The 24,902-nt window shown below is 70.6% G+C and carries 23 protein-coding genes; 10 read left to right on the top strand and 13 right to left on the bottom strand.

Features of this window, described 5'->3' with window-relative positions; all coding sequences use genetic code 11:
• Nucleotides 1–176: 176 nt before the first annotated feature.
• From mshC to ACFYTQ_RS07580, 4 genes are all read right to left on the bottom strand, one after another.
• Entirely contained in the window at nt 177–1,415 is a 1,239-nt protein-coding gene (gene mshC / locus ACFYTQ_RS07595) for a cysteine--1-D-myo-inosityl 2-amino-2-deoxy-alpha-D-glucopyranoside ligase (RefSeq protein ID WP_387357918.1), read from the bottom strand.
• A 172-nt stretch (nt 1,416–1,587) separates the two neighbouring features.
• Nucleotides 1,588–2,376: an SCO1664 family protein gene (locus tag ACFYTQ_RS07590; RefSeq protein ID WP_387357916.1), complete on the bottom strand. Its 789-nt coding sequence runs from the start codon at nt 2,374–2,376 to the stop codon at nt 1,588–1,590.
• 4 nt (nt 2,377–2,380) lie between these two features.
• The gene (locus tag ACFYTQ_RS07585) at nt 2,381–2,968 is read right to left on the bottom strand and encodes a DUF3090 domain-containing protein (RefSeq protein WP_387357914.1); all 588 of its coding nucleotides are present in this window, start codon (nt 2,966–2,968) and stop codon (nt 2,381–2,383) included.
• A 24-nt stretch (nt 2,969–2,992) separates the two neighbouring features.
• Nucleotides 2,993–3,733, bottom strand: coding sequence for a histidine phosphatase family protein (locus ACFYTQ_RS07580; protein WP_387357912.1), 741 nt, complete (start codon nt 3,731–3,733; stop codon nt 2,993–2,995).
• A 191-nt stretch (nt 3,734–3,924) separates the two neighbouring features.
• Here ACFYTQ_RS07580 and ACFYTQ_RS07575 point away from each other — a divergent pair, with 191 nt between their 5' ends.
• From ACFYTQ_RS07575 to ACFYTQ_RS07560, 4 genes are all read left to right on the top strand, one after another.
• Nucleotides 3,925–4,887: an aldo/keto reductase gene (locus tag ACFYTQ_RS07575; RefSeq protein WP_387357910.1), complete on the top strand. Its 963-nt coding sequence runs from the start codon at nt 3,925–3,927 to the stop codon at nt 4,885–4,887.
• 62 nt (nt 4,888–4,949) lie between these two features.
• The gene (locus tag ACFYTQ_RS07570) at nt 4,950–6,002 is read left to right on the top strand and encodes a hemin ABC transporter substrate-binding protein (protein ID WP_387357908.1); all 1,053 of its coding nucleotides are present in this window, start codon (nt 4,950–4,952) and stop codon (nt 6,000–6,002) included.
• Nucleotides 5,999–7,105 carry a FecCD family ABC transporter permease gene (locus ACFYTQ_RS07565; protein ID WP_387357906.1) on the top strand — a complete coding sequence of 369 codons (1,107 nt, stop codon included), beginning with the start codon at nt 5,999–6,001 and terminating at the stop codon, nt 7,103–7,105. The genes ACFYTQ_RS07570 and ACFYTQ_RS07565 overlap by 4 nt, the downstream gene beginning before the upstream one ends.
• A gap of 124 nt (nt 7,106–7,229) precedes the next feature.
• Nucleotides 7,230–8,081 carry a heme ABC transporter ATP-binding protein gene (locus ACFYTQ_RS07560; protein ID WP_387357904.1) on the top strand — a complete coding sequence of 284 codons (852 nt, stop codon included), beginning with the start codon at nt 7,230–7,232 and terminating at the stop codon, nt 8,079–8,081.
• 4 nt (nt 8,082–8,085) lie between these two features.
• Here ACFYTQ_RS07560 and ACFYTQ_RS07555 read toward each other — a convergent pair whose 3' ends face one another.
• From ACFYTQ_RS07555 to ACFYTQ_RS07535, 5 genes are all read right to left on the bottom strand, one after another.
• Nucleotides 8,086–8,244: a hypothetical protein gene (locus ACFYTQ_RS07555; RefSeq protein ID WP_387357902.1), complete on the bottom strand. Its 159-nt coding sequence runs from the start codon at nt 8,242–8,244 to the stop codon at nt 8,086–8,088.
• A 73-nt stretch (nt 8,245–8,317) separates the two neighbouring features.
• On the bottom strand, nt 8,318–8,662 hold the full coding sequence (locus ACFYTQ_RS07550; RefSeq protein WP_387357900.1) for a DUF2568 domain-containing protein: 345 nt from the start codon (nt 8,660–8,662) through the stop codon (nt 8,318–8,320).
• A gap of 2 nt (nt 8,663–8,664) precedes the next feature.
• On the bottom strand, nt 8,665–10,758 hold the full coding sequence (locus tag ACFYTQ_RS07545) for an MMPL family transporter (RefSeq protein ID WP_387357898.1): 2,094 nt from the start codon (nt 10,756–10,758) through the stop codon (nt 8,665–8,667).
• Nucleotides 10,759–10,762: 4 nt separating this feature from the next.
• Nucleotides 10,763–11,293 (bottom strand): hypothetical protein, encoded by a 531-nt coding sequence (locus tag ACFYTQ_RS07540; protein ID WP_387357896.1) that lies wholly within the window; start codon nt 11,291–11,293, stop codon nt 10,763–10,765.
• A gap of 246 nt (nt 11,294–11,539) precedes the next feature.
• Nucleotides 11,540–11,881, bottom strand: a complete 342-nt coding sequence (locus tag ACFYTQ_RS07535; RefSeq protein ID WP_387357894.1) for a hypothetical protein — start codon at nt 11,879–11,881, stop codon at nt 11,540–11,542.
• Between the two features lie 183 nt (nt 11,882–12,064).
• Here ACFYTQ_RS07535 and ACFYTQ_RS07530 point away from each other — a divergent pair, with 183 nt between their 5' ends.
• Genes ACFYTQ_RS07530 through ACFYTQ_RS07520 form a run of 3 tightly spaced genes read left to right on the top strand, consistent with a single transcriptional unit; the run spans nt 12,065 to nt 14,465 of the window.
• The gene (locus tag ACFYTQ_RS07530) at nt 12,065–13,102 is read left to right on the top strand and encodes a hypothetical protein (protein WP_387357892.1); all 1,038 of its coding nucleotides are present in this window, start codon (nt 12,065–12,067) and stop codon (nt 13,100–13,102) included.
• On the top strand, nt 13,099–13,365 hold the full coding sequence (locus ACFYTQ_RS07525) for a DUF5703 family protein (protein ID WP_387357891.1): 267 nt from the start codon (nt 13,099–13,101) through the stop codon (nt 13,363–13,365). Before ACFYTQ_RS07530 ends, ACFYTQ_RS07525 begins: the two co-directional genes overlap by 4 nt.
• Before the next feature lie 8 nt (nt 13,366–13,373).
• Nucleotides 13,374–14,465, top strand: a complete 1,092-nt coding sequence (locus ACFYTQ_RS07520) for a quinone-dependent dihydroorotate dehydrogenase (protein ID WP_387357889.1) — start codon at nt 13,374–13,376, stop codon at nt 14,463–14,465.
• 3 nt (nt 14,466–14,468) lie between these two features.
• Here ACFYTQ_RS07520 and ACFYTQ_RS07515 read toward each other — a convergent pair whose 3' ends face one another.
• Nucleotides 14,469–17,831, bottom strand: coding sequence for an alpha/beta fold hydrolase (locus tag ACFYTQ_RS07515; RefSeq protein WP_387357887.1), 3,363 nt, complete (start codon nt 17,829–17,831; stop codon nt 14,469–14,471).
• 291 nt (nt 17,832–18,122) lie between these two features.
• Here ACFYTQ_RS07515 and ACFYTQ_RS07510 point away from each other — a divergent pair, with 291 nt between their 5' ends.
• Nucleotides 18,123–18,767: a GTP cyclohydrolase gene (locus ACFYTQ_RS07510; RefSeq protein WP_387357885.1), complete on the top strand. Its 645-nt coding sequence runs from the start codon at nt 18,123–18,125 to the stop codon at nt 18,765–18,767.
• Between the two features lie 81 nt (nt 18,768–18,848).
• Nucleotides 18,849–20,678, top strand: a complete 1,830-nt coding sequence (locus tag ACFYTQ_RS07505; RefSeq protein WP_387357883.1) for an AMP-dependent synthetase/ligase — start codon at nt 18,849–18,851, stop codon at nt 20,676–20,678.
• A gap of 216 nt (nt 20,679–20,894) precedes the next feature.
• On the opposite strand, the gene ACFYTQ_RS07500 is transcribed toward ACFYTQ_RS07505, so the two are convergent.
• On the bottom strand, nt 20,895–21,431 hold the full coding sequence (locus ACFYTQ_RS07500) for a YbhB/YbcL family Raf kinase inhibitor-like protein (protein WP_387357881.1): 537 nt from the start codon (nt 21,429–21,431) through the stop codon (nt 20,895–20,897).
• Nucleotides 21,432–21,454: 23 nt separating this feature from the next.
• The gene (locus ACFYTQ_RS07495) at nt 21,455–22,801 is read right to left on the bottom strand and encodes a M20/M25/M40 family metallo-hydrolase (RefSeq protein ID WP_387357879.1); all 1,347 of its coding nucleotides are present in this window, start codon (nt 22,799–22,801) and stop codon (nt 21,455–21,457) included.
• Nucleotides 22,802–23,049: 248 nt separating this feature from the next.
• Between ACFYTQ_RS07495 and ACFYTQ_RS07490 the strand changes: the two genes are divergently transcribed.
• A complete protein-coding gene (locus tag ACFYTQ_RS07490) occupies nt 23,050–23,910 on the top strand; it encodes an NAD(P)-dependent oxidoreductase (RefSeq protein ID WP_387357877.1) in 861 nt (286 codons plus the stop codon).
• Nucleotides 23,911–23,923: 13 nt separating this feature from the next.
• Here ACFYTQ_RS07490 and ACFYTQ_RS07485 read toward each other — a convergent pair whose 3' ends face one another.
• The gene (locus tag ACFYTQ_RS07485) at nt 23,924–24,790 is read right to left on the bottom strand and encodes a sterol desaturase family protein (RefSeq protein WP_387357875.1); all 867 of its coding nucleotides are present in this window, start codon (nt 24,788–24,790) and stop codon (nt 23,924–23,926) included.
• Nucleotides 24,791–24,902: the final 112 nt, after the last annotated feature.

Genomic DNA, 24,902 nt, shown 5'->3' with positions numbered 1-24,902 from the left:
TATACTCAACACGCTCGCCCTGCACTATGGTGAGCGGATAACCGGAAACTAGCAGGACAATTCACCGTTCTGCCCACAAAAATTCCGACACTCCCATTCGGATCCGCACCCGTTGCATAGCCCTGCAACGGGTGCGGATTCGAATAAAGGGTGCGGCTGGGTTGCCGTGGGTGGGGTCAGAGGGGGATGCCGAGGAGGGCGTCGGCGGCGTTCTTGACGAGGGTGGGGGCGGTGGGGTCGGGGCCGCCGTAGGTGAGGGATTGGTGGGCCCAGTTGTCCAGGGCGGCAAGGGCTTTGGGGGTGTCGAGGTCGTCGGCGAGGTGGTGGCGGAGGCGGGTGAGGGTGTCGTCGGCGGGGAGGGCGGTGGGGAGGGCCGCGGCTCGGCGCCAGTGGGCGAGGCGGGACTCGGCCTCGGCGAGGACCGTGGCGTTCCACTCGCGGTCCTGGCGGTAGTGGCCGGAGAACAGGCCCAGGCGGATGGCGGCGGGGTCGGTGCCCGCGGCGCGGAGGGTGGAGACGAGGACCAGGTTGCCGCGGGACTTGGACATCTTCTCGCCGTCGAGGGCGATCAGGCCCGCGTGGACGTAGTGGCGGGCGAAGCGGCGATGCGCGACGACGGCCTCGGCGTGGGCGGCGGAGTACTCGTGGTGGGGATAGATCAGGTCGCTGCCGCCGCCCTGGATGTCGAATTCGGGGCCGATGCGGTTCAAAGCGATTGCGGCGCACTCGATGTGCCAGCCGGGACGGCCGGGGCCGAAGGGCGCGGGCCACGACGGCTCGCCGGGGCGGGCCGCGCGCCACAGCAGGGCGTCGAGGGGATCGCGTTTGCCGGGACGGTCGGGGTCGCCGCCGCGCTCGGCGAACAGCCGTTCCATGGTGGCGCGGTCGTAGCCGGACTCGTAGCCGAACTGCTCTGTCGCGTCGTGGCGGAAGTAGATGTCGGGATACTCGTCGGCGCGCACCACATACGCCGCCCCGGAGGCCAGCAACTTGTCGACCAGCTCCACGACCTCGTTCACCGATTCGACCGCACCCACGTAATCGCGCGGGGCCAGCACCCGCAACGCGGCCATGTCCTCGCGGAACAACGCGATCTCCCGGGCCCCCAGATCCCGCCAGTCCACCCCGTCGCGCGCCGCCCGCTCGAACAGCGGATCGTCGACATCGGTGACGTTCTGCACGTAGTGCACCCGATGCCCGGCGTCGCGCAACACCCGATTGACCAGATCGAAGGTCAGATACGTCGCCGCGTGCCCGAGATGGGTGGCGTCATAGGGGGTGATGCCGCACACATACATCGTGGCGACCGCACCGGGCGTGACCGGACGCACCTGCCGGTCGGCGGTGTCGAACAACCGCAACGGCGGTCCGGATCCGGGGACGGTCGGGACGGCGATATCGGACCAGGACTGCATGATTCGAGGGTAAAGGTCAGATCGAGACGACGCCGCGCCGACCCCGCCCGACCCTCGCGCCGACCACCCCCGCGATACGGCACGACCTGCCGATTCGCAGTCGATGCCGGAAGTCAACCGTTGCAATCCCCGCGCACCGATACCCCGAGTCGATCACGCGGCGCCCGGCCGCTCAGAACGCGGGCCACGGGATCGGCCGCGCGCTCACCGGCAACGGCATCACCGGGTCGTCGAGCAGCCGCCGCCCCCGCCGCCCGAGCGCCTCGATCTCCGCATCGGTCAGATGCTCGGCCAGATCGTCGCCGACCTCCCCGGGAAGGGTCTTGACGAATTCCGCGACATCGGCAAGGAGCTCCTCGGCCACCGGCTCCCCCGCCCACCCCCACAGCACCGTGCGCAATTTCGGCTCACTGTGCAGACAGATCCCGTGATCGACCCCGTACACCCCGCCGTCGGCGCCCTCGAGCGCGTGCCCGCCCTTGCGGTCGGCGTTGTTGAGCAACACGTCCAGCACCGCCATCCGGCGCAGCCGCGGATCGTCGGCGTGCACCAACGCCACTTCCGCACCCGACCCGTCCACCGCCCGCAGCACCTCGCGGAACCCGTCCGGAACCGCGCCCACCGGAACCAGATCCACCAGATCCAGCCGCGCCGGATCCGCCGAATCCACCGACTCGATCCAGCGCTGCACCATCCCCGCCCCCAACGGTCCGTCGCGCAGGATCGTCTCCGGGATCACCGCCCAGCCCAGCGCCCGCGACACCAGATACGACGCCACCTCCCGCCCGGCCAGCGTGCCGTCGGGAAAGTCCCACAGCGGCCGCTCCCCGCGCACCGGCTTGTACACCACCCGCTCGCCGCCGTCGCCGACCTCGCAGACCAGAGTCAGATTGCTGGCGGTGGTGATTCGTCCGATCACCGACAGCTCTCCGGTGTGGAACGGGTCGCCGTCGGCGCTCACCGGATCATTCCTCCTCGAGATCGGCCGCGCCGAAGATGTCGCCGCGCTTGTAGCCGTTGGTGCGCACGCACATGTGCCCCTTCACCGACAGCGGCTCCCCGCACAGCGGGCACGGCGGCCGCCCGGCCGCGATCACCTTCGCCGAGCGCAACGCGAACTCGCGCGCCTGGATCGGGGTCAAAAACACCCGCACCGCGTCGGGGCCCTCCTCGGTGTCGTCGAGCACCACCGACTCGTCGACCTCGGTCTCGGTGATCGCCAGCAGCTCGACCACCACCGCCCCGGCGTCCGCGTCCCAGCCCAAACCCATTGTGCCGACCCGGAATTCGGCGTCTATCGGGGTTTTCAGCGGCGCGGTGTCGGACACCTCCTCGGCCTGCGGGGGCACCGGCGCGCCGAAACGGCGCGCCACCTCGTCCAGCAACAGACCCATCCGGTCGGCCAGCACCTTCACCTGCTGCTTCTCCAGCAGCACGCTGACCACGCGGGGCTCCTCCACGGCCTGGAGATAGAAGGCGCGATCGCCTGGTTCACCGACGGTCCCGGCGACGAAACGATCGGGGGTGCGAAACACATGGATTGCTCGGGCCATCTGCACCTCCTGATACCGACTGCACTACTCACTACGCGCATCGGGGCGTTGCGCATTCCCATTATCCGTACTCGCCGCCGCGCCGACCTCTCCGCCGGGGACCGGTTCCGACGCCTTCTCCCCCTGTTGCTGCGCGATAGCGGCCAGGGCCGACAGATCGGTGCCCGTGTCGTTGACCCGCCACACGAACGGGGCCGTCGGCGTGTACCGGATCACGCTGATCGAGGCCGGTTCGACCACGATCCGCTGGAAGCCGTCCAGATGGATACCGAACGCGTCGGCCAGCACCGACTTGATCACATCGCCGTGACTGCACGCCAGCCACAGCACATCGCGCCCACGCTCGGCGGCCAGCGCCCGATCCCGCGCCCGGATCGCCGCGACCGCCCGCTGCTGCACCTGCGCGAGCCCCTCACCGCCGGGGAACACCGCCCCCGAGGCGTGCCGCTGCACCACCTTCCACAGCGGTTCCTTCACCAGCTCCTCGAGCGCGCGACCGGTCCACTCACCGTAGTCGACCTCGACCAGCGCCTCGTCGACCTCCGGCTCGAGCCCGAGTTTCTCCGCCAGCGGCGCCACCGTGCGATGGCAGCGCAACAGCGGGGAGGCCACGACGCGCTCGATGGGCAGCGCGCCCAGCCGGGCCGCCACCGCCTGGGCCTGCTCGCGGCCGCGGTCGGTCAGATCCACCCCCGTGCTGCGCCCGGCCAGCGTGCGCGCGGTGTTGGAGGCCGACACCCCGTGCCGCAGCAGGATCACCGTCATGGCACCCAGCCTAGGCGATCATGGCAGGGGGCGTGCCGGAAGATCCTGCGCCGCGCGCAATCTGGCAGCGAACGCCACGGAAGCGCTTGGCCCGCCCGGCCGCACGCGTCGGCGGTTCGCGGGCCCATAGCCCGATCCGAACCGCTTGGGGCCCTAGGCTCTACACCCGTGACGGAAGTGCAGGCACGGTGATGGAACAGCGAACGGTCGGGCGCAGCGGGTTACGGGTGTCGCGGATCGGGCTGGCGACGCACACCTGGGGCAAGCACACCGACGCCGACGACGCGTCGGTGCAACTGGTGGCGTTCGTGGAGGCCGGGGGCACCCTGGTCGACACCTCCCCCGCCTATCACGGCGGCGGTTCGCAGCGCATCCTCGGCGGGCTGATCGGGGAGCTCGTGCCGCGCGGGGATCTGGTGCTGTCGGGTTGCGCGGGCCTGGTTCCGGTGCCCGGGGTGCTCGACCCGACCGGCACGCCCGCCGCGGAAGTGCCCTGGACCGTGGACGCCTCCCGGCGCACCCTCATGCGTCAGCTCGACCACACCCTCGCCGAACTCGGCACCGACTACCTCGACGTCTGGAGCGTCGCGGCGTGGGATCCGCACACCCCGCTCGAGGAGATCGCGACCACCCTCGAATACGCCGTCCGCTCCGGGCGCGTCCGCTACGCCGGGATGCGCGGGCACAACGCCTGGCAGCTGGCCACCCTCGCCGCCGCGGCCCCGATCACCGCGGCGTCGGTGCCGTACTCGCTGCTCGCGCGCGGACCCGAACGCGATGTCGTGCCCGCGGCCGAACACCACGGCGTGGGGCTGATCGCGACACACGCGCTGGCCGGGGGCATCCTCACCGGCAAGTACCGCGACGGCGTGCCCGCCGATTCCCGCGGCGCGGACGAGGCGACCGCGAGCGAGATCACCGACCGGCTCGACGACCACGCCACCCGCGTGGTGGACGCCCTGGTCACCGCCGCCGACGGGCTGGGCACCTCACCGCTCGCGGTGGCGCTGGCCTGGATCCGCGACCGGCCCGCCGTGGCGAGCCTCATCGTCGGCGCGCGCGACATCGCCCAGCTCACCGGCATTCTCGCGGCCGAGACCCTGGAACTGCCGCGCGCGATCGCCGCCGCCCTCGACGACGTCAGCCGGGGGTGACGGGCACGCCACCGGAGACGGGTCGCCGACCGGCCGCCCCGCGCACCTCTTAGGCTTGCCTCATGAGCCGTGCCGACCGAGCCCGAACCCCGCGCGAGAACCGCCCCCGCTCGGCGCCGCGAGCGCTGCTCGTGCTCCTCGCCGTCGCGCTCGTCGCCGCGGTGAGCGCGTGCGCGGACTCCGGGACCGGTACGGCGAGCGGACGGGGCCCGGCGACCGCGACGCTCACCGACCCCGATCCGGTCCCCATCGGACCCGCACCCGCCCCGCGGCTCCCCGCGACCGTGCCGTCCTTCGACGGCGGGCAGGTCACCGTGACCGATGCCAGCCGCATCATCGCCGTGGACCGGTACGGGACGCTCGCGCAGACCGTGTGGGCGCTCGGGCTCGGCGACCACCTCGTCGGCCGGGCCTCCGCGGCGACCCCGGCCATGCAGGGAGTCACCAACGTCGCGGGTGGCAACGGCAGCATCAATGTGGAAGCCGTTGCGGCGCAACGGCCCTCGGTGTTCCTCACCGACACCGTCAGCGTCACCCCGACGCTGCGCGACCAGCTGCGCGCGCTCGGCATCACCGTGGTGTTCTTCGATCCGCAGCGCAGCCTCGACGGGGTGGTGCCGCAGATCCAGGCGGTCGCCGCCGCGCTCGGGGTGCCCGATCAGGGCGAGCGGCTCGCCCAGCGCACCCGCGACGAGATCGCCGCCGCGAGCGCCGCTGTGCCGCACCAGGATCCGAAACCGCGCATCGCCTTCCTGTACCTGCGCTCGACCGCCATCACCATGATGGGCGGGCGCGGTTCGGGCGCGGACGCGCTCGTGACCGCGCTCGGCGGCGTCGACGCCGGAACCGCGGCCGGGCTCACCGAACCGTTCACGCCCATCACCAGCGAGGCCATGATCGCCGCCGCGCCCGACGCGTTCCTGGTCATGACCGACGGGCTGGCCTCCATCGGCGGCGTGGACGGGCTGGCCAAGATTCCCGGCATCGCCCAGACCCCCGCGGGGAAGAACAAGCGCGTGGTCGACATGGACGACAAGGTGCTGCTCAGCTTCGGGCCGAATACGGGCCGGGTACTGACCGCGCTCACCAAGGCCCTCTACGGCACGGCGGCATGAGCGCGACCGAGACCGACGAAACCGGCTCCGCGCCAGCGTCTTCCGAGCCCGGCCCCGCCACTTCCCGACGCCGGTCGCGGGTGCTGATCGTGGCCGTCGTCTCGGTCGCCGTGCTGATCCTGCTCGCCCTCGCCTCGGCCGCCATCGGCCAGGTCCCCACCACCCCGGGCGAGGTCGCGGGCAGCGTCCTGCACCGGATCGGGCTCGACTGGGGGCCGATGCCGCACCACCCGGCCGGGGAGGTGACGCTGTGGCAGGTGCGTTTCCCGCGCGTGGTGCTGGCCGTGCTCGTCGGCGCGGCCCTGGCGACCGCGGGCGCGTTGTTGCAGGGCGTGTTCGCCAATCCGCTCGCCGAACCCGGAGTGATCGGCGTGTCGGCGGGCGCGGCCGTCGGGGCGGGCATCGTGATCGTGGTGGGCGGGGCGTTCGCGGCGGCCTGGTCGGTGGCGGGCGGCGCGTTCGTCGCCGGACTGCTGACCACGCTGCTGGTGTATCTGCTCTCGCGGGCCAACGGGCGCACCGAGACCGTGACGCTGGTGCTCACCGGGGTGGCGGTCAACGCGTTCGCGGGCGGGCTCATGTCGTTCCTTCTGTTCGTCGCCTCCCCCGCCGCGCGCGATCAGATCGTGTTCTGGCAGTTGGGCAGCCTCAACGGGGCGACCTGGCAGGCCGTCGGCGTGGTCGCGCCGCTGACCGCGCTCGGCGTGGCCGCCGCGGTGCTGCTCGCGCCCCGGCTCGACCTGCTGGCCCTCGGCGAGGCGGCCGCCCGGCACCTGGGCGTGGACGTGGAACGGTTGCGGCGCAACGTCATCGTGATCGTGGCCGTCCTCGCCACCGCCGGGGTCGCGTTCACCGGCATCATCCTGTTCGTCGGACTCATCGTCCCGCACGTCGTCCGGATGCTCGTCGGCCCGGCCCACCGCGTACTCATCCCCCTGTCCGCGGTCTTCGGCGCGATCGTCCTCCTCGCCGCCGACATCGGCGCACGCAGCCTCGTCGCCAACGCCGACCTCCCCCTCGGCATGCTCACCTCCCTCGTCGGCGGCCCATTCTTCTTCTGGCTGCTGCGCCGCACCCGAGCACGCGCGGGAGGCTGGGCATGAGCCCCATCGCGCCCCGAAACCACTGCGCCACAATGCTTTCCATCACGAATAGCCGGGACGAGCCGGCGGCCATGAGAGTGGTCGCAGGCGGGATGTCGTTCCAGGGGATGAGCGGGGGAGCCCGATGACCACCCTGCTCACCCGCAGCCTCGATCGCCTACTCGGCCGGGCCCACGGCGTCCCGCCGCACCCCGCGCCCGGCGAGGTCACGCTGCGCGCCCGGGCGGTCGCCGTCGATCGCGGTGCGGGCCGCCGGATCCTCACCGATGTGGACCTCGAGGTGGTCGCCGGGCAGATCCTCGCCCTCGTCGGGCCCAATGGGGCCGGGAAGTCCACGCTGCTGGCCGCGTTGGCGGGCGAACTCGAACCCGCCAGCGGCGCAATCGAACTCGACGGGCGCCCGCTGCGGGAGTGGACGCCGGTCGATATGGCCCGCCGTCGCGCGGTCCTCCCCCAGACCCATCAGGTCGGCTTCCCCTTCACCGCCCGCGATGTCGTCGCCATGGGCCGTTCCCCCTGGGCGCGCACCCCGGCCGCCGAGCACGACGAGCGGGCGATCGCGGCGGCCCTGGCCGCCACCGATGTGGAACACCTTGCGGCGCGGCCGTTTCCGGCGCTGTCGGGCGGCGAACGCGCCCGCGTCGCGCTGGCCCGGGTACTCGCCCAGCAAACCCCCACGCTGCTGCTGGACGAACCCACCGCAGCCCTGGATCTGGGCCACCAGGAACAGGTGCTGCGCCTGGCGCGCGACCGGGCGGCCGCGGGCGCGGCGGTGGTGGTCGTGCTGCACGATCTCGGCGTGGCCGCCGCCTACGCCGACCGGGTCGCCGTCCTGCACGACGGCGGGATCGCCGCCGCCGGAACCCCGCGCGAGGTGCTGCGCACCGAGCTGCTCACCCGCGTCTACCAGCACCCCGTCGAGGTTTTCGATCATCCCGTCACCGGCGCGCAGCTGGTGCTGCCGGTTCGTCGATGACGGGTCAGTCGTCGGCGGGTTCGTCGTCCTCGTCGGGGCGGGCGTGGTCGGGCCGCCCCGGCGTGGGATCGCGATCGAGGTCGATCAGCGGATGCACCCCTGCCCCTTCGGGTGCGGCGTGGCGGCCGTGGCTGGTCTGCTGAGCATCTTCCGGGTGTGTCACGGACCCTAGGTTAACGGGGGTTGGCGCGGACCCCGGCATCGGCGTGGCGAATCCGCCCGCGCGCACGGCCTTTTCACACCTGCCGCCACCACACCCGCAACGAGCCGTTGACCGCCCACGCCGCGAACAACACCAGCGCCACCACCGGCGACCACGCGAAACCCGCGAGCACCGCGCCGCCGCCGAACCACCCCAACTCCACCGCGAACCGCCGCCACCCGTACTGCTGATGCGGCGCCTTCCCACCCGCGGCCAGCTGCGACCACACCAGCACGAACACCGCCACCGCCGCCGCGGCCGCCAGGATCCGAACCGCCAGCGCCGCATCCAGACTCAGCCCCCACGCGATCGCCGAGGCCAGCACGCCCAACTCCAGCACGAACATCAGCGCCATGTTCGCGCCCTTGACCACCGTCATCCTCACCGCCACACGAGTTTCAGCACCGCCGGTGTCAGCAGCATGCGAATCACCGTGGCGTCCAACACCAGTGCCGCGATCATGCCGTAGGCGATGTACTTCATCAGCACCAGGTCCGAGAAACCGAACGCGCCGGTCACCACGATCAGGATCGCCGCCGCCGAGGTGATCACCCCGCCGGTGTGCGCGATGCCGTACCGGATGGCCTCCGGCGGGTCGGCCCCGTTCGCGCGCGCCTCGGCCATCCGCGATTGCAGGAACACCTCGTAGTCGGTGGACAACCCGAACAGCACCGTCACGATCAGCACCAGCACCGCGAACATCAACGGCTGCGGGGTGAAGTCGAACCACCCGGCCCCGTGCCCCTCCACGAAGATCCACGTCAGCACCCCCAGCGTCGCGCCGAGCGACAGCGTGCTCATCACCACCGCCTTCACCGCCAGCACCAGCGAGCGAAACGCCGCGTACATCAACCCGATCGCCGCCGCCGCCAGAATCGCCGCCAGCAGCGGCAGCCCCCGGATCAGGCCGTGGATGGCGTCGCGTTCCAGCGCGGGCACCCCCGCCACCATCACCCGCACCCCCGGCGGTCGCGGAATCGCGCGCAGCGACGCGATGGCCGCGTCGGCGTCGCGTTTGCTGCGCAGGCCGGTGGACAGCACGTTGATCCCGTCGGTGGTCGGCGCGGACGCCTCGAACGGCCCGGTCAGCCCCGGCGCGAAATTGGCCTGGAACCGGATGTCGGACAGCTGCTCCGAATTCGCGCCCACCACAACGAGTTTCAGCGGTTCGGTGCGGAACGCGGGGAACAGCGCGTCGAACCTCTCCTGCGCCACCCGGGCCGGATTGTCCCGCGCCAGATAGCGTTCGCTCAGCCCGCCGAACTCGATCTGCCGGAACGGGATCAGCAACACCAGCAGCCCCAGCACCACCGGCACGATCACCCGCGCGGGCCGCCGCATCGCGAACAACGCCAGCCGCGAGAAGAATCCGCGATCGATCTGTTCGGCGGTGCGGATACTGGCCAGCCGCCCCCACCCCAGCAGATCGATGCGCCGCCCCACGATCGACAGCGCCGCGGGCAGCGCGGTCACCGACAGCACCGCCGCCAGCAGCACCGAGGAGATGCCGCCGTAGGGCACCGACCGCAGCACCCCGTTGGGATAGATGAACAACGCCCCCAGACTCACCGCGATGATCATCGCCGAGAACACCACCGTGCGCCCGGCCGTGGCCACCGTGCGCGCGGTCGCCTCCTCCACGCTGCGCCCGGCCGCCAACTCCTCCCGGAACCGGGTCACCGCGAACAGCCCGTAGTCGATCGCCAGCCCCAGACTCACCAATGTGACCACCGCCGAGGCGAACACATTGACCTGGATGTGCCCGGTCAGCAGCCGCATGATGCCCTGACTGCCCAGGATCGTCATCCCGCCGATGAGCACCGGCAGCGCCGCGGCCACCACCCCGCCGAACACGAAGTACAGCAGCACCGCCACGATCGGCAACGCGATCAGCTCCGCGCGGTGGATGTCGTGCTGCATACCGATATTGATGCCCTCGACCACCGGTTGCAGACCCGCCAGCTCCACCGTCGTGCCGCCGGGCCCTCGCCCGGGCCGCCCCGCGCCGATGTCGTTCTCGATGGCGAGGTAGTTGTTCACCGATTCGGTGTCCGCGCCGCGCAATCCGATGCTGGCGAAGGCGTGGGTGCGCGAGGCGTCGGCGAACTGGCCCATCATCGGGCCGTCGAAGTAGCTGTCGATCTTCTGGATGCGGTCGGGATAGGTCTCGCGCAACCGTTCCAGCGCGGCGGTGATCGGGATCCGCACCGCGGGATCGTCGACCGTGGCGCCCGGTGGGGCGGTGTAGAGGACGATGACGTCGGCGTCGCGGTCGCGGCCGAAGGTGGTGTCGGCCAGTTTCGAGGCCACCACCGATTCGCTGCTCTCGTCGAACCACCCGCCCTGGGTCAGCCGCGACCCCAGATCCCGCCCGTAGAGTCCGCTCAGCCCGACCAATATCACGAAGACCGCGAACACCGGGTAGCGGTGGCGGTGGACGAATCGGCCCCACCGCAGCGCCTGCTCCCGCATCATCGGCTCAGCCGCAGGCGGGGGTCTTGTAGTCGGCCGAGCGCAGGATGCCGCACAGGTCGGTGCGCGAGATCTTCCACCGGCCGTCGACGTCGACGAAGTGCACGATCGTCGTGCGCACATTGGTGCCGCTGCCGTCCTTGTCCAGGCGCATGGTGGCGGTCAGGGTGCCGTCGTGGTTGTCGAAGACCGGATCCACCACCCCGTACACCGCGCGCGGATTGTCGTGCAGCGCCTTGTACATATCGGGGATGGCGTCCTTGAACGCGGCCCCGTCCTCGATCAGATCGGTCCGCTCGGAGTCGGGCAGCGCCGGATCGAGGGCCCGCTTGATCTGATCGTCGAGTTGCGCGGCGGTCGGGATCGGCGGCCGGTTCGCCCGGCTCACCGCCGCCGCCTGCGACGAGGAGGTCAGCGCCGCGTAGGCCGAGGACCGCGCCGCGTCCACCGACGCCTCGTCGGACCCCCCGCCGCAGGCCGCCGCCAAGATCGCGGGCACCGCCAGCGCCGCCGCCATGCGCACCGAACGTCGCACCATTCCCGTCCTCGCCGCGTCGAAAGTTACCGGTAGTTCTACTACAGTCTGTCACGGCGGGCGACGATCACCGCGCAGCGGCGTGGCGGAAGCGGATCCTAGTGTCCCGCAAGGTGTTTCGCGGAAGCGGCCAGCGGCGTCCGGCGAACTCACCGTTCGGCACGCGACCGGGCCCGGCGATCTTCCGGGTCGGCGGACGCCGAGCGGCACGGCCGCGATTCGCCGGGCACACCGGGCCGAGCGCCCGCGTCAGCGCCCGTCCAGCACGGACCCCAGCCGATGCCACAGCGCACGCACGCCGGGCACGCGATCGACGCCCGCCGCGACGGGAATCAGGTCCCGAACCAGAGCCGTGATGCTGCGCGGATCGTCGAGGTCGATATCGGTGACCCGGGCGGTGGCGACGGCGGCCACGTCATCGGGACCGGGCACGGGAGTGGCCGGATCGGGCCGGTAGATCTCGACGGTCAGCGTGCCCGCGACCGTCCGGAACGCGAACGACCGCCCGTCCCCCGTCACGCCGAACCCGTGCGCGAACGGACCGACGGTCAGGTCCTCCAGCACGAATCCTGGCGAATGGTCCGTTCTCAACCGGAACTCCCTGCGTCGGTTGCTGGTCAGGTGTCCACGGTAACCCCGACCCCCGACAATCCGACCGCGGGTCCCTTCTGGCCGGAACGATCCCGGAACGACCCCGGTGCACGGCCCGCCTCGGTCACCATGGTCAGATGACAACGGATGCGTGAGTGTGGCGGGTGCGAAGGAGTGCGGTGGATGCGGGGTCCCCAGGGGAACCGACCGGTCCGGCGGTGGGCGGTGCTGTTGATCGTCGCGGCGCTGCTGAGCCCGGGCCTCACGGCCTGCGCGAAGTCGGATAAGGACCCGGACGGGCCGGCCGCCGGAGCGCCCGCCACCGCGGCGCTTGCCCCCGCCGCCGCGACCCCGCCCGCGGGCACGGTCGCCCCGGCCGCGCCCATCGCCGCGCTGCTCACCGACCCCGACGGCGGCCCCCTCGCCGCGCTCGACACCGACGGGCGGACCGTGCGCCTCGGCGACGACCCGGCCACCGCCCGCGCGGTGCCGCTGCCCGCCCCGGCCACCGGCTGGTCGCCCGGCGCGCCCGGCGAGATCCTGCTCACCGCGGGAAACCAACTGCTGCACCTGAATCGGGCCACCGGCGAGCTGCGCGCCACCGCCCTCGACGCCCCCGCCCGCGCGGTCGCCCGCCGCCCCGACGGCACGGTCGCGGTCGGCCTCGCCGACGGGCGCGTGCGCATCCTCGCCGCCGACGACACCGTCCGCGACACGGTCACCGGACTCGGGGAGATCGACGCCCTCGCCGCGGCGGGCGACGCGGTCGCCGTGCTCGATCGCTCCCAGACCACGCTCACCGAACTCGACCTCACCGAACACCGGGCCCGGCTGGCGTTGCGGGCGGGTCAGGGCGCGAGCGCGCTGATCGGCGACCACTTCGGCCGTTTGCTGGTCAGCGACACCTCCGGCGGCGCGCTGCTGGTCTACACGGCCGATCCGCTCGTGCTGCGCCAGCGGTTCCCGGTAGGCTCGTCGCCCTACGCACTTGCCTACGATCGTCGGACCGAGACCGTGTGGGTGACCCGCAGCGGCGGCAACGAGGTCCTCGGCTACGACCTGTCGAGGGGTATACCGGAGGAAGTGGACCGCTTGCCGACGGTACGCCAGCCCAATTCGGTGGCGATCGACGACCGCACCGGCGAGATGTTCGTCGGATCCGCGACCGGCGACGGTCTGCAGCGGATCGGCGCGGACCAGAGGAAGAGAGGGCAAGGATGACTCAGGCCTCGGCGCACCGTTCGCACCGTCGGCCCGGGCTCCCCGCGGAGTGGGAGCAGGCCATCGAGGAGGGCGAATACGAATACGTCCCGTTACGCCTGCCGCCCGATGTCACCCGGGTGACGGCCTCGATGCGGCTGGCCATCCAGGCCGAATACGGCGGCTGGGAACTCTCGCGCGTGCGCGCCTACACCGACGGCAGCCGCCGCGTGTTGCTGCGCCGGCGCAAGACCGCGGTGCCCGCGCCCCAGCCGGGGATGTGAGCGCGCGGATGTATTCGCTACTCCTGCGGGTGATGTTCCTGCTGCCCCCCGAGCGCGTGCACCACCTGGCCTTCGCCGCGCTGCGGCTGGTCACGGCCGTGCCCGGGGTGCGGGCATTGGTCGCGCGGCTGACCACCGTGCGCGATCCGATCCTCGCGGTGCGCGCCTTCGGCGTCGACTTCCCGGCCCCGCTCGGGCTGGCCGCCGGGTTCGACAAGGACGCGCGCGGTGTGAACGCCTGGGGCCCACTGGGTTTCGGATTCGCCGAGATCGGCACGGTCACCGCGCGGGCGCAGCCGGGCAATCCGGCCCCGCGGCTGTTCCGGCTGCCCGCCGACCGCGCGCTCATCAACCGCATGGGGTTCAACAACGAGGGCGCCGCCGCCGCGGCCACCCGCCTGCGCCGCCGCCGCGCCGGCGCGGTCCCGATCGGCGCGAACATCGGCAAGACCAAGGTCGTGCCGCCCGAGCAGGCCGCCGCCGACTACGTCACCAGCGCCGAATCCCTCGGCCCCCTGGCCGATTTCGTCGTGGTCAACGTCAGCTCCCCCAACACCCCCGGCCTGCGCGACCTGCAAGCCGTCGAATCGCTGCGCCCCCTGCTGCGCGCGGTCCTCGACAGCGTCCGCAAACCGGTCCTGGTCAAGATCGCCCCCGACCTGTCCGACGAGGACATCGACGCGGTGGCCGACCTCGCCGTCGAACTCGGCCTGGCCGGAATCGTCGCCACCAACACCACCATCGGCCGCGACGGATTGGCCACGCCCGCACCCGAAGTCGAGGCGATGGGCCCCGGCGGCCTGTCCGGCCCACCCCTGGCCGACCGCTCCCTCGAGGTGCTGCGCCGCCTCTACCTCCGCGTCGGCACCCGCCTCACCCTCATCTCCGTCGGCGGCCTGGAAACCCCCGACCAGGCCTTCGCCCGCATCCTCGCGGGCGCCACCCTGTTGCAGGGCTACACCGGATTCATCTACGGCGGCCTGTTCTGGACCCGGCGGATCCACCGCGGCCTGGCCCAGCGGCTGCGCGAGCACGGCTTCGGCACGCTCGCCGAGGCCGTGGGGGCGGAGCATCGCGGCGGGTTGGAGCAGTCGGCGTAAGAGTCAGAGCCACAGCGCCAGCTGGTTCAATCGTTCGAGGATCATGTTCTCCGCGAGACCCGCGCGGAGGAAGTCCTCCCGGCGGTCGAGGCCCGTCAGGACGGCGATGAATCGCAGCTCGTTACCGGCGGCGGCCCGCAGATCACGAACGCTGTCACCGACGTAGATGATCTCGTCCGACGCGATGCCCCGCTCGTTCAGCGCCGTGATCGCGGGGTGCAGTGCCCGCGGATCGGGTTTGTGGACCGCCGACTGCTCCTGCCCCTGAATGCTGTCGAAATACGTTCGCAGACCCAGCACCTCGAGGTCCTGAACGATCAGGCTCCGGCTGCCGGATCCCACGATCGACAGCGCGATCCCCCGCCCGCGCAGTGACTGTAGCGCGGCTTCCGCGCCCGGGGTGACCATCGGCGGCCGCCGCGTCATCGCCTCCCGGTACCGGCTGACGAAGGTGGCCCTGTCGATGGTCGGCACGATCCGTTCGATCAGGAGATCGAACGGCAGACCCCACGCCGCTCGGATCGTCGCGGGCGACAGATCCACCCCGAAACTGGCCGCGGTACTGCGCAATACGGGCCATCGTGAACGCATCGTCGCCGCGATCGTGTCGTCGAAATCGAACAGCACGGCCCGGCAATTCGACAACGAGCCCGCGACGGTCGGCCGATTCGGCGGTGGGCCGAGTCCTTTCGACGACAGGTTGTCCAGGATCAGCCTCGCGTCGGCCACCGAACCCGTCATGTCCAGCAGCGCATACGTTTCCGCTGCCGCCGCCGCGAGCCGCGCCGCTTCGGCGAGCCGACCCTCGGTGACATAGAGCTTCGCCAGACCCAGTTGACACCGTCCGCGAGTACTCGCCCGGTTCACGCGGTGGGCGAGTTCCAGCCCCTGTTCGAACAGCGGCCGCGCCTCGCCCCGCCGTCCCGAGTCGAACAGGGCCTCGGCCAGATGGCTGAGACTGACCGCCAACCCCTCGACCGCGCCCATGGCCTCGTCCAGCCGCCGCGCCTCCTCGAACACCGCCACCGCCTGCTCGATGTCGCCTTCCTGGACCGCGCACACCCCGAGTTCGACCAGGGTCGCCGCACGGCCTTCGTCATCGGCGGACAGCGGCGCGCTGTCGAGAATCTCCTCGAGCAGTGCCCGCGCGGTCGAAAAGTCTCCGGCGCTCGAGGCGACGTAGGCGCGCAGGCGAACCGTCGGACGGCGCTCGACGTCCGACGCGCGCGGGGGCAACGCCCGTTCGCTCAGTTCCAGATAGCGCGTCGCCTCGACGGTATCCCCCAACCACACGTACACCCGGCCCATCAGCGCGTATTGGCGGGACAGCGCCACCGGGTCGCCCAGTGCCTCGGCCGCCGCGCCCGCGATCTCGCACAGCCGCAACCGATCCCGCCAATACCCGCGCCCCCACAGGAATTCGGCCATCGCCTCCGCGATGCGGATGACATCCCGGTAATGCTCGCGCACGTTCATGCCGGAGGCCCGCGCGAAGGCGAGCTCGGCGAAGCCGGTGATGTTCTCCCGATCCGCCTCGAGTACGCGCACCCGGTCCGATCGGGTCGAGATGTCGGAGTGCTCGATCGCGCGATCACGGTAGAAGCGAATCAATCGCGCCTCGATGTGCCGCAGGCGACCGCTGTCCAGACCGAGCCGGTGCCGCACATAGGCCCGGGTCAACGGATGCAAGGTGTAGCGTCCCGCGGTGGTGAGACCGGCCCTGACGACATCGAGCAGCGACGCGTCGACGACCTTGCGTATCGCGCGGGCGACCGTTTCACCGTGCACTCCGACCGCCGCCTCGATCGCTTCCCGGGACACGGGAGCGGGGTGCAGTGCCACGCAGGCCACGATGGCTTCGGTCGTGTCGTCCTCGGCGAGCATGTTGCGCCAGCTGCGTTCGAAGATCGTCTCGAACAGTGCGCGATCCGCGGCGCGTCGCAAACTCGTTGTGACGGCGTTGAATTCGTCTCCGTAACTGATCTGTCCCACGGTGAGCTTGATCGCCAGCGGGTTGCCTCCCGTGGCGTTCAGGTAGTCGGTGACCGCCGCGCCCCGGGCGATCGAGGCGAGGCCGAGCCGATGCCCCTCCTCGACGAGCAGGTCCCGCCGCGCACGCTCGTCGAGTCCACCCAGGTCGACCGACCACACCTCGCCGGTGTATCGCCGCCGGGAGGTGACGAGCACTTTGGTCTTGTCCGGGTTCAGCCGACCGACGAATTCGAGGACGGATCGGTTGTCGGTTTCCTCGAAATCGTCGAGAACCAGCAGGCATCGTTCCCGATTGATGCACTCCAGCGCTCGCTCGATTTTGTCGGGCATGGACAACGCTCTGATATGGGGATAGCCCATCACCTTGGAAACGGTATCGATGAGGGTGTCCACCGAATGGGCGTCCACGACGCGATCGCACCAGACGATGGCGTCGAAACACGGCGATTCACCCGATTGCCCTTCCGTGGTGGCGCACCGCCACGCAACGCGGTGCGCCAGAGCGGATTTGCCCATTCCGCCGAGTCCGGAAATCGACACCATGCGCCGTTTGGAGCGCAAACCGTCGAGCACCCGGCCCATTTCGTGCGTACGATCGAGAAAAACCTCCGGCGGTGTCGTCAGATTGTGCCGCGCCGGAACGGCGTCGGCGCCCGCACGCGCCGTCTTCTCCCGCAGAGCCGCCAAAAGATGACTGCGCAGCGCCGTGAATGCCCGCGCCGACGGGGTGGGCGCCTTGATGATCGAAAAGTGGTCGCCGGGAAGGGCTCTCGCTTCCGGGAACACCCCTCGCGCCGAGGCCGGGGTGACCACATTGTCCGACGTACCGGCGTAGGGGAAGATCGGAATCGGGCAGTTCTGAGCATCGACCGTGCGCGCGTACTGGATGCGCTGGAGAACGATCCGCTGGGTCTCGATGACCTGATCGTTGATCGGCCGCAGCTGACGCTCCTGCGGGTGGTGCCAGAACACCGCCGACCGACGCAGGAGAATCCCCAATTCGGATCCGCTGTTGGGACAGGCGAACATCACGACGGCCTTGATCCGGGCCAGATCCCGGCCGCGTCCGGCGATCACCATGCGCGCCAGATACCTTTGCAGAATCAGACCACCCTGACTGTGACTCACCAGAACGACCGAGTCGTAACCTCCGACCTCGACATCGAGGTACGTCGCCAGATCGTCCGCGACGGCGTCGTAATCGGGAATTCCGCGCAGCGGGCTCAGCCGGAATTTCGGGCTGTCATAACTCAAATGGAAGACATCGAAGCGCCACCCGAGCACGACGTCCTCCCCGATTCTGGACTCGAGTTCGGACCAGGTCGCGGCCGAGGAGAACAATCCGTGGACCAGTACGACCGCGGCCTCCCTCATGGCAGACGCCCCCGCTTCCCGGGTCGACCAGTCGGTACGTCCGGCGCCGCCCCCGGCCCCGCCACGAAGTCGCCACCCATCGTCTGCTCCCCCTGTTGGCCGGTTGGCAGTAGATGCGCAAAGGATACCTTCTCCCGCCCATTCGGATGCGGAAGAGGCTGTCGGGCTTGCGTTTTGAGCGATCGGTCCGGAATTGGTGGCAGGCGACTTCTCGACCGTGTATCAATGAGTCCGTAGGACGGTCGGTTTGTTCTGGATTCCCGCTGCGGCACAGCATGTTCGGAGGCAAGAGTGAGCGTCACCGTTTCGACCGGGTACAGAAACACGGGCGCCGGCGCCGCGCACGTGTTCACCCGCGCGGGATCGGAGATTCCCGTGGCGATCGAGGAGATCATCCGCGGCACCGTTCGAGGACACCTACTTGCCTTCGGTGAAATTGCGGATGGTTGTTTCGTTCGCATTCACTCACGGTGTTTCTACGGGGAATCGCTGGGCTCGGACGATTGCGACTGCCAGGCCGAACTCGACAAGTCGATGAACATCATCCAGAAGCACGGCGGCGGCGTACTGATCTATCTCGAACAGGAGGGCCGCGGCATGGGACTGCTCGCCAAGGCCCGCGGTCACGCCCACAGCGAGCTCTACGGCACCGACACCTTCACCAGTTACGAGGCGCTGGGGTACCCGGCCGACGGACGCAGCTACCGCGAGGCGGTGGAGGCGCTGCGCGACCTGGGGCTGACCGCGGTGCAGTTGCTCACCAACAATCCGGAGAAGGCCGCGGCGGTCCGCGACGGCGGAATCCAGGTCACGGTCGTTCCGCTGCGCGTGCGCCCCCGGACCGCACGCGCCGCCGCCTACCTCGACGCCAAACGCCGCCGACGCCGCCACTGGATCCCCACCGACGACGCCCCCTGGGCCCCCGACCCCAACTGACCCCCTCATCCCCACTCTCCTCACGAACCGGGCAAATCATCGTAGGATGGGTGATTCGCGTCACGTATCGGGAACAGGGACATGAGCACAGCACCTATCGCCTTCACCCATCAGACCGGCGTCGCGGTGACCACCGTGCCGCAGGCGTTCCAGCAGACCGTGGGGTTGCGGCCGCATCAGGTCGCCTTGCGGACCGTCGGCGGGACGCAGCAGATCACCTGGGCCGATTACGATCGGCGGGTGCGGGCCATCGCGGCGGGGCTCGCGGAACTCGGTGTGGCACACGGGGACACGGTCGGGATCATGCTCACCAATCGGCCCGAGTTCAATCTCGTCGACACCGCGGCGCTGCATCTGGGGGCGACGCCGTTCTCGGTGTACAACACCAGTTCGCCCGAGCAGATCGCGCACGTCTTCGCCAATGCGGGCAATCGCGTGGTGATCACCGAACGCGCGTTCCTCGACGCGGTCACCGGGGCGGGGGTGGACCTCGAGCACATCGTGGTGGTCGACGGCCCGGCCACCGGCGCGCGCTCGCTCGCCGAGGTGGAGTCGAATCCCAAGGCGGACTTCGATTTCGACGCGGCCTGGCGAGCGGTGCGGCCCGACGATCTGGCGACGCTGATCTACACCTCCGGCACCACCGGGCCGTCCAAGGGCGTGGAGATCACCCACAGCAATGTCGTCGCCCAGATCGTGGTGCTGATGTCGGGCCCGCTCACCGTCGGCCTCGACGATCGCGCGGTATCGTATCTGCCCGCCGCCCATGTGGCCGACCGCATCTCGGGCCACTGCATGAATCTGTTCACCGGCATCACCGTCACCTGCGTGCCCGATCCGCGCGAGATCGCCGCCGCCCTGCCCGACGCCCGGCCGACCGCGTTCTTCGGGGTGCCGCGGGTGTGGCAGAAGATCAAGGCCGGGATCGACGCCAAACTCGCCACCGAGTCCAGCCCGGTGCGCAAGGCCCTCGCCCGGTGGGCCATCGGGGTGGGCGTCGCGAGCGCACGCGCCCGGCTCGGCACCGCCGACGCGCCGCCGCTGCTCGGGATACAGCACCGGATCGCCGACGCGCTCGTGTTGTCGAAACTGCGTGTGGCGCTCGGCCTGGACGCGCTGCGCATCGCCTCATCCGGCGCGGCCGCCATCCCGCCCGAAACCCTGGAATACCTGCTGGGACTGGGCTTCACGGTCTCGGAGGTGTGGGGCATGTCCGAGACCACCGGGGTGGGCACCTTCACCGAACTCGACCGACCGCGCCCCGGCTCGGTGGGCCGCGTGGTCGACGGCGCCGAGATCCGCCTCGCCGACGACGGTGAGCTGCTCATCCGCGGCCCGATCGTCACCCGCGGCTACCGCAACATGCCCGACAAGACCGCCGAGGCGCTCGACGCCGACGGCTGGCTGCACACCGGCGACGTGGCGACCATCGACGCCGACGGCTACGTGACCATCGTCGACCGCAAGAAGGAACTGATCATCACCGAGGCGGGCAAGAACATCTCCCCGACCAACATCGAGAACGCCGTCAAGGCCGCCTCCTCGCTGATCGGGCAGATCGTGGCCGTCGGCGACGCCAAGCCCTACATCGCCGCGCTGGTGGTGCTCGACCCCGACACCGCCGCCGTGCGCGCCAAGGCGCTGGGCACCCCCGACGCCGACATCGCCACGCTCGCACGACATCCCGAGATCCTCGCCGAGGTCCGCGCCGCCGTCGAGGCGGGCAACACCAAACTCGCCCGCGTCGAGCAGATCAAACGCTTCCGCGTCCTCGACCGCGTCTGGGAACCCGGCGGCACCGAGATCACCCCCACCCTCAAACTCAAGCGCACCCCCATCGCCGCCGAATACGCCACCGACATCGCCGCCCTCTACACCGACCCCCTACCCGCCGACGTGATCAGCCTCTGAGGCGAAAACGACTGTGGCCCAGGGCATCCGGAGCCCCACGGAGCCCCTCGTCGTCCCCGCAACCCGGCCCAAGGCCCCTCGTCGCCCCATCCGGCCCAAGGCCCCGTCGCCCCTGCAATCCCGGCCCAAGGCCCCCCGTCGCCCTGTAATCCGCGCATGGCCCCCACCCTGTCCCTGTAATCCGGCCCCCAGGGCCGGATTACAGGGCTCACACACCTACTTCTGCTCGTAGGTCCCCACCAGCACCGCCCGCGCGATGGCCTGCGAATACAGATTGAACCCCAAGAACGCCGGGGACGCGTCGCGCGAGATGCCCAGCGACTCCACCCCGACCGCGTGCACCGCGATGTAGTAGCGGTGGTAACCGTGCCCCGCGGGCGGCGCGGCGCCCACGAATCCGCGCGAGCCGCCGTCGTGCCGCAGCGCGATCGCGCCCTCGGGCAGGCTCTCGGCGATGCTGCCCGCGCCCGAGGGCAGCGAGGTCACCGACGCGGGGATGTCGAACACCGCCCAGTGCCAGAAGCCCGACGCGGTCGGCGCGTCCGGATCGAACACGGTCACCGCGAAGCTCTTGGTCTCGGCCGGGAACCCCGACCACGACAGCTGCGGGGAGATGTCCTTACCCCCGGCCCCGAACGAACCGGACACCTGATCGTTGCCCAGGGGCCGACCGTCGGTGACGTCGTCGGAGGTCAGCGTGAAGCTCGGCAGTTGCGGCAGCGCCGCGTACGGGTTGTAGGAGTAGTCGGGCACGAGGGCCGTCCTTTCTCGAATCGTCAGCTGTGCAGAAGGAAATGCTCCAGGACCTGTGTGCCGAATTCCAGCGCGTCGACCGGAACCCGTTCGTCCACCCCGTGGAACAGCGCCGAGAAGTCCAGCTCCGGCGGCAGCCGCAGCGGCGCGAAGCCGAAACAGCGAATTCCCAACTTGGCGAACGCTTTCGCGTCGGTGCCCCCGGACAACATGTAGGGTACCGTGCGCGCCTCGGGGTCGTGGGCCAGGATCGCGGCGTTCATGGCGTCGACCAGATGACCGTCGAAGGTGGTCTCATAGGAGTCGAGGTGAGTGATCCACTCCCGCTCCACATCCGGTCCGATCAACTCGTCGATCTCGCGCTCGAATTCGGCCTGCCGCCCCGGGATCACGCGGCAGTCCACCACCGCCTCCGCGGTCTGCGGGATGACATTGGCCTTGTAGCCCGCGCGCAGCATGGTCGGATTGGCGGTGTCGCGCAGGGTCGCGCCGAGAATGCGGGAGATGGTGCCGAGCTTGGCGAGCTGACCCTCGATGTCGGGGCCGTGCGGATCGAAGTCGATGCCGGTCTCCTCGCCGACCGCGGCCAGGAATTCGGCCACCGAATCGGAGATCACCAGCGGGAACCGATGTTTGCCCAGCCGCGCGACCGCTGCGGCGAGGATGGTGACCGCGTTGTCCTCGTGCACGAACGAGCCGTGCCCGGCACGGGCCCTGGCGCGCAACCGCATCCACGCCAGCCCCTTCTCCGCGGTCTCCACCAGGTACAGCCGCTTCTCGGTGCCGTCGCGGCGCGGCACGGTGAGCGAGAACCCGCCGACCTCACCGACCGCCTCGGTGACGCCCTCGAACAGGTCGGGCCGGTTGTCGACCAGCCAGTGCGACCCCCAGCGGCCGCCGTTCTCCTCGTCGGCGAGGAAGGCGAACACCAGATCGCGCGGCGGCACCGTGCCCTCGATCTTGAACTGGCGGGCGACCGCCAGCATCATGCCGACCATGTCCTTCATATCGATCGCGCCGCGTCCCCACACGTAGCCGTCGCGCACCGCGCCGGAGAACGGGTGCACGCTCCAGTCCGACGCCTCGGCGGGCACCACGTCCAGATGCCCGTGCATGAGCAGCGCGCCGCGGCCGGGGTCCGCGCCGGGCAGCCGCGCGAACACGTTGCCGCGGCCGGGCGCCCCCGATTCCACGTACTCGGTGGTGTATCCGGCCTGGTGCAACTGGTCGGCCACCCACTGCGCGCATTCGCGTTCGCCCTTGGTGGTCTCCAACTCGCCGGTGTTGGAGGTGTCGAACCGGATCAGCGTGCTGACCAGTTCCACCACTTCCGACACCGCGCGCGCGGACTTCTCTCGAGGTGCAGACACGTAATCTTTCCTACCACCCCCGCCCGCCGCGACCACGTCTTGGCCGCAGCGTGCGCGCAATTCGCCGCGCCGGTGACTGTGGGCCGCGTCTCGATTCCCGCCCGCCGCGGCCGCGTCACCTCGATACGTACCTCGGGGTGGGTACCGCACGAGAAAGTCGGTGCTGTTCCGCGAGCGCGCGAGCGGCGAGGATGGGTTCCGGCGCGCCGCCCTCGAAACCTCTCGCACTCGTAAGGAGTTGAGCCGCAATGCCTTCCACCCCCGTGACACTGCTGGGCCTGGGCGCGATGGGCCGGGCCCTGGCCGCGGCGCTGCTCGCGGACGGCCACCCGGTCACCGTGTGGAACCGCACCCCGGGCCGCGCCGCCGACCTGCCGGGCGCGGTCGTGGCCCCCGCCCTCGCCGACGCGCTCGCCGCGCCCGGACCGATCCTCGCCTGCCTGCTCGATCACGCGTCGGTGCACGACACCCTCGACCCGGTCGCCGCCGACCTGTCCGGTCGCACCCTGATCAACCTCACCAGCACCACCCCCGACGAGGCCCGCGAACTGGCCGCCTGGGCCGCCGCGCACGGCGTCGCCTATCTCGACGGCGGCATCATGGCCGTCCCGCAGATGATCGGCGCGCCCGGCGCGTCGATCCTGTACTCCGGATCCGCCGCGATCTTCGACGACCACCGCGGGTTGCTCGAAACCTTCGGCGCGGCAGAGTATTTCGGCGACGACGCGGGCCTGGCGTCGCTGTACGATTTCGCGCTGCTGTCGGGGATGTACCTCATGTTCGCCGGATTCGCGCACGGCGCGGCGCTGGTGGGCTCGGCGGGCGTGTCCGCGACCGAGTTCGCCGCCCGCGCCACGCCGTGGGTGCGGGCCATGGCCGCCGGATTCGCCGGGCACGCCGCGTTCATCGATAGCGGCGACTACCGCGCCGACACCCAATCCCTGGCGTTCAACAAGGCCGCCCTCGACGCCCTGGTGCGGGCCAGCCGCGCCGCCGGGGTACCGCTCACGGTCCTCGGACCGGTCAAGGCCCTGCTCGACGCGCAGGTCGCCGACGGCCACGGCGGTGAATCCTTCGCCCGGATCTTCGAGGGCCTGCGCGCGGGGTGAGGCCGAAACCCGTTCAGGCCGAAGCCGTCTCGCGCACCGGTTCGATCTCGGGCTCCCGCCAGCCGGGCGGGCCGAAGACGTAGCCGAGCCGTCCACGCCAGGTGCGCGCGGCCCGCACATCCCCCACCAAGGCCGCGAACTCGTGGTAGTTCACCTTCACCGGATTGTCGGTGGCGATGTCGTGGGTCAGGCCGTAGCGGATCGGCTCGGACTCGGCGGCGAACGAGCCGAACATCCGGTCCCACACGATGAACACCCCGCCGTAGTTGCGATCCAGGTACGGCGCGTTCGAGCCGTGATGCACCCGATGGTGCGCGGGGGTGTTGAACACGAATTCGATGGGGCGCCAGAGCTTTCGCACCCGCTGGGTGTGGATGGGGAACTGGTACAGCAGCCCGAGGGAGATCAGCAGGAAGATCATCCACACCGGGAACCCCAGCAACGCCGCCGGAACCCACGCCAGACTCCGCGGCAGCGACGCCAGCGGATTGAGCCACGGCAACCGGATCGCCGTCGACAGATTGAAGTACGTGCTCGAGTGGTGCACGCTGTGCGCGGTCCACAGCAACCGGATCCGGTGATCGGCCCGATGCGCCCAGTAGTAACAGAAATCGGTCACCACCAGGCCCAGCACCCACACCCACCACCGATCCGCGGGCAGCTGCCACGGCGTCAGCGCCGCCGCCGCCACGACCGCCGAGAACGGCAGCAGATACTGCTGCACCGGCTTGGTCACCAGCCCCAGCACATAGATTCCCCAATTGGCGGCGGTGTCCCGGCGCGCGAAACCGGTTCGCCCGTCGCGGCGCGCGTCGAGCCACTCGAGCGCCATCAGCACCGCGAAGGCGGGCACCGCGTACAGCCCCAGTTCCGCGTTCATCCCACGTCCTTCCTCCGAAACCCGGTCCGCCGCCGACGGTATCGACCCCGACCGGGCGAAACATCGCGCCGCCGAGGGATCGCGGCTCCCCCGTACGAGGGACGGCGCGGGC

The sequence above is a fragment of the Nocardia sp. NPDC004068 genome, assembly GCF_042874315.1.
Lineage (GTDB): Bacteria > Actinomycetota > Actinomycetes > Mycobacteriales > Mycobacteriaceae > Nocardia.
Note: the sequence above shows the minus strand (reverse complement) of the source record. Positions and strands in the feature narration are given on the sequence as shown.

What these genes read in the sequence shown, in the direction of transcription:
- ACFYTQ_RS07580 (WP_387357912.1), bottom strand. Translation starts at nt 3,733, where the DNA reads ATGACGGTGATCCTGCTGCGGCACGGGGTGTCGGCCTCCAACACCGCG.
- ACFYTQ_RS07485 (WP_387357875.1), bottom strand. Translation starts at nt 24,790, where the DNA reads ATGAACGCGGAACTGGGGCTGTACGCGGTGCCCGCCTTCGCGGTGCTG.
- ACFYTQ_RS07525 (WP_387357891.1), top strand. Translation starts at nt 13,099, where the DNA reads ATGACTCAGGCCTCGGCGCACCGTTCGCACCGTCGGCCCGGGCTCCCC.
- ACFYTQ_RS07585 (WP_387357914.1), bottom strand. Translation starts at nt 2,968, where the DNA reads ATGGCCCGAGCAATCCATGTGTTTCGCACCCCCGATCGTTTCGTCGCC.
- ACFYTQ_RS07545 (WP_387357898.1), bottom strand. Translation starts at nt 10,758, where the DNA reads ATGATGCGGGAGCAGGCGCTGCGGTGGGGCCGATTCGTCCACCGCCAC.
- ACFYTQ_RS07515 (WP_387357887.1), bottom strand. Translation starts at nt 17,831, where the DNA reads ATGAGGGAGGCCGCGGTCGTACTGGTCCACGGATTGTTCTCCTCGGCC.
- ACFYTQ_RS07575 (WP_387357910.1), top strand. Translation starts at nt 3,925, where the DNA reads ATGGAACAGCGAACGGTCGGGCGCAGCGGGTTACGGGTGTCGCGGATC.
- ACFYTQ_RS07530 (WP_387357892.1), top strand. Translation starts at nt 12,065, where the DNA reads ATGCGGGGTCCCCAGGGGAACCGACCGGTCCGGCGGTGGGCGGTGCTG.
- ACFYTQ_RS07505 (WP_387357883.1), top strand. Translation starts at nt 18,849, where the DNA reads ATGAGCACAGCACCTATCGCCTTCACCCATCAGACCGGCGTCGCGGTG.
- ACFYTQ_RS07565 (WP_387357906.1), top strand. Translation starts at nt 5,999, where the DNA reads ATGAGCGCGACCGAGACCGACGAAACCGGCTCCGCGCCAGCGTCTTCC.
- mshC (WP_387357918.1), bottom strand. Translation starts at nt 1,415, where the DNA reads ATGCAGTCCTGGTCCGATATCGCCGTCCCGACCGTCCCCGGATCCGGA.
- ACFYTQ_RS07570 (WP_387357908.1), top strand. Translation starts at nt 4,950, where the DNA reads ATGAGCCGTGCCGACCGAGCCCGAACCCCGCGCGAGAACCGCCCCCGC.
- ACFYTQ_RS07520 (WP_387357889.1), top strand. Translation starts at nt 13,374, where the DNA reads ATGTATTCGCTACTCCTGCGGGTGATGTTCCTGCTGCCCCCCGAGCGC.
- ACFYTQ_RS07490 (WP_387357877.1), top strand. Translation starts at nt 23,050, where the DNA reads ATGCCTTCCACCCCCGTGACACTGCTGGGCCTGGGCGCGATGGGCCGG.
- ACFYTQ_RS07550 (WP_387357900.1), bottom strand. Translation starts at nt 8,662, where the DNA reads ATGACGGTGGTCAAGGGCGCGAACATGGCGCTGATGTTCGTGCTGGAG.
- ACFYTQ_RS07560 (WP_387357904.1), top strand. Translation starts at nt 7,230, where the DNA reads ATGACCACCCTGCTCACCCGCAGCCTCGATCGCCTACTCGGCCGGGCC.
- ACFYTQ_RS07540 (WP_387357896.1), bottom strand. Translation starts at nt 11,293, where the DNA reads ATGGTGCGACGTTCGGTGCGCATGGCGGCGGCGCTGGCGGTGCCCGCG.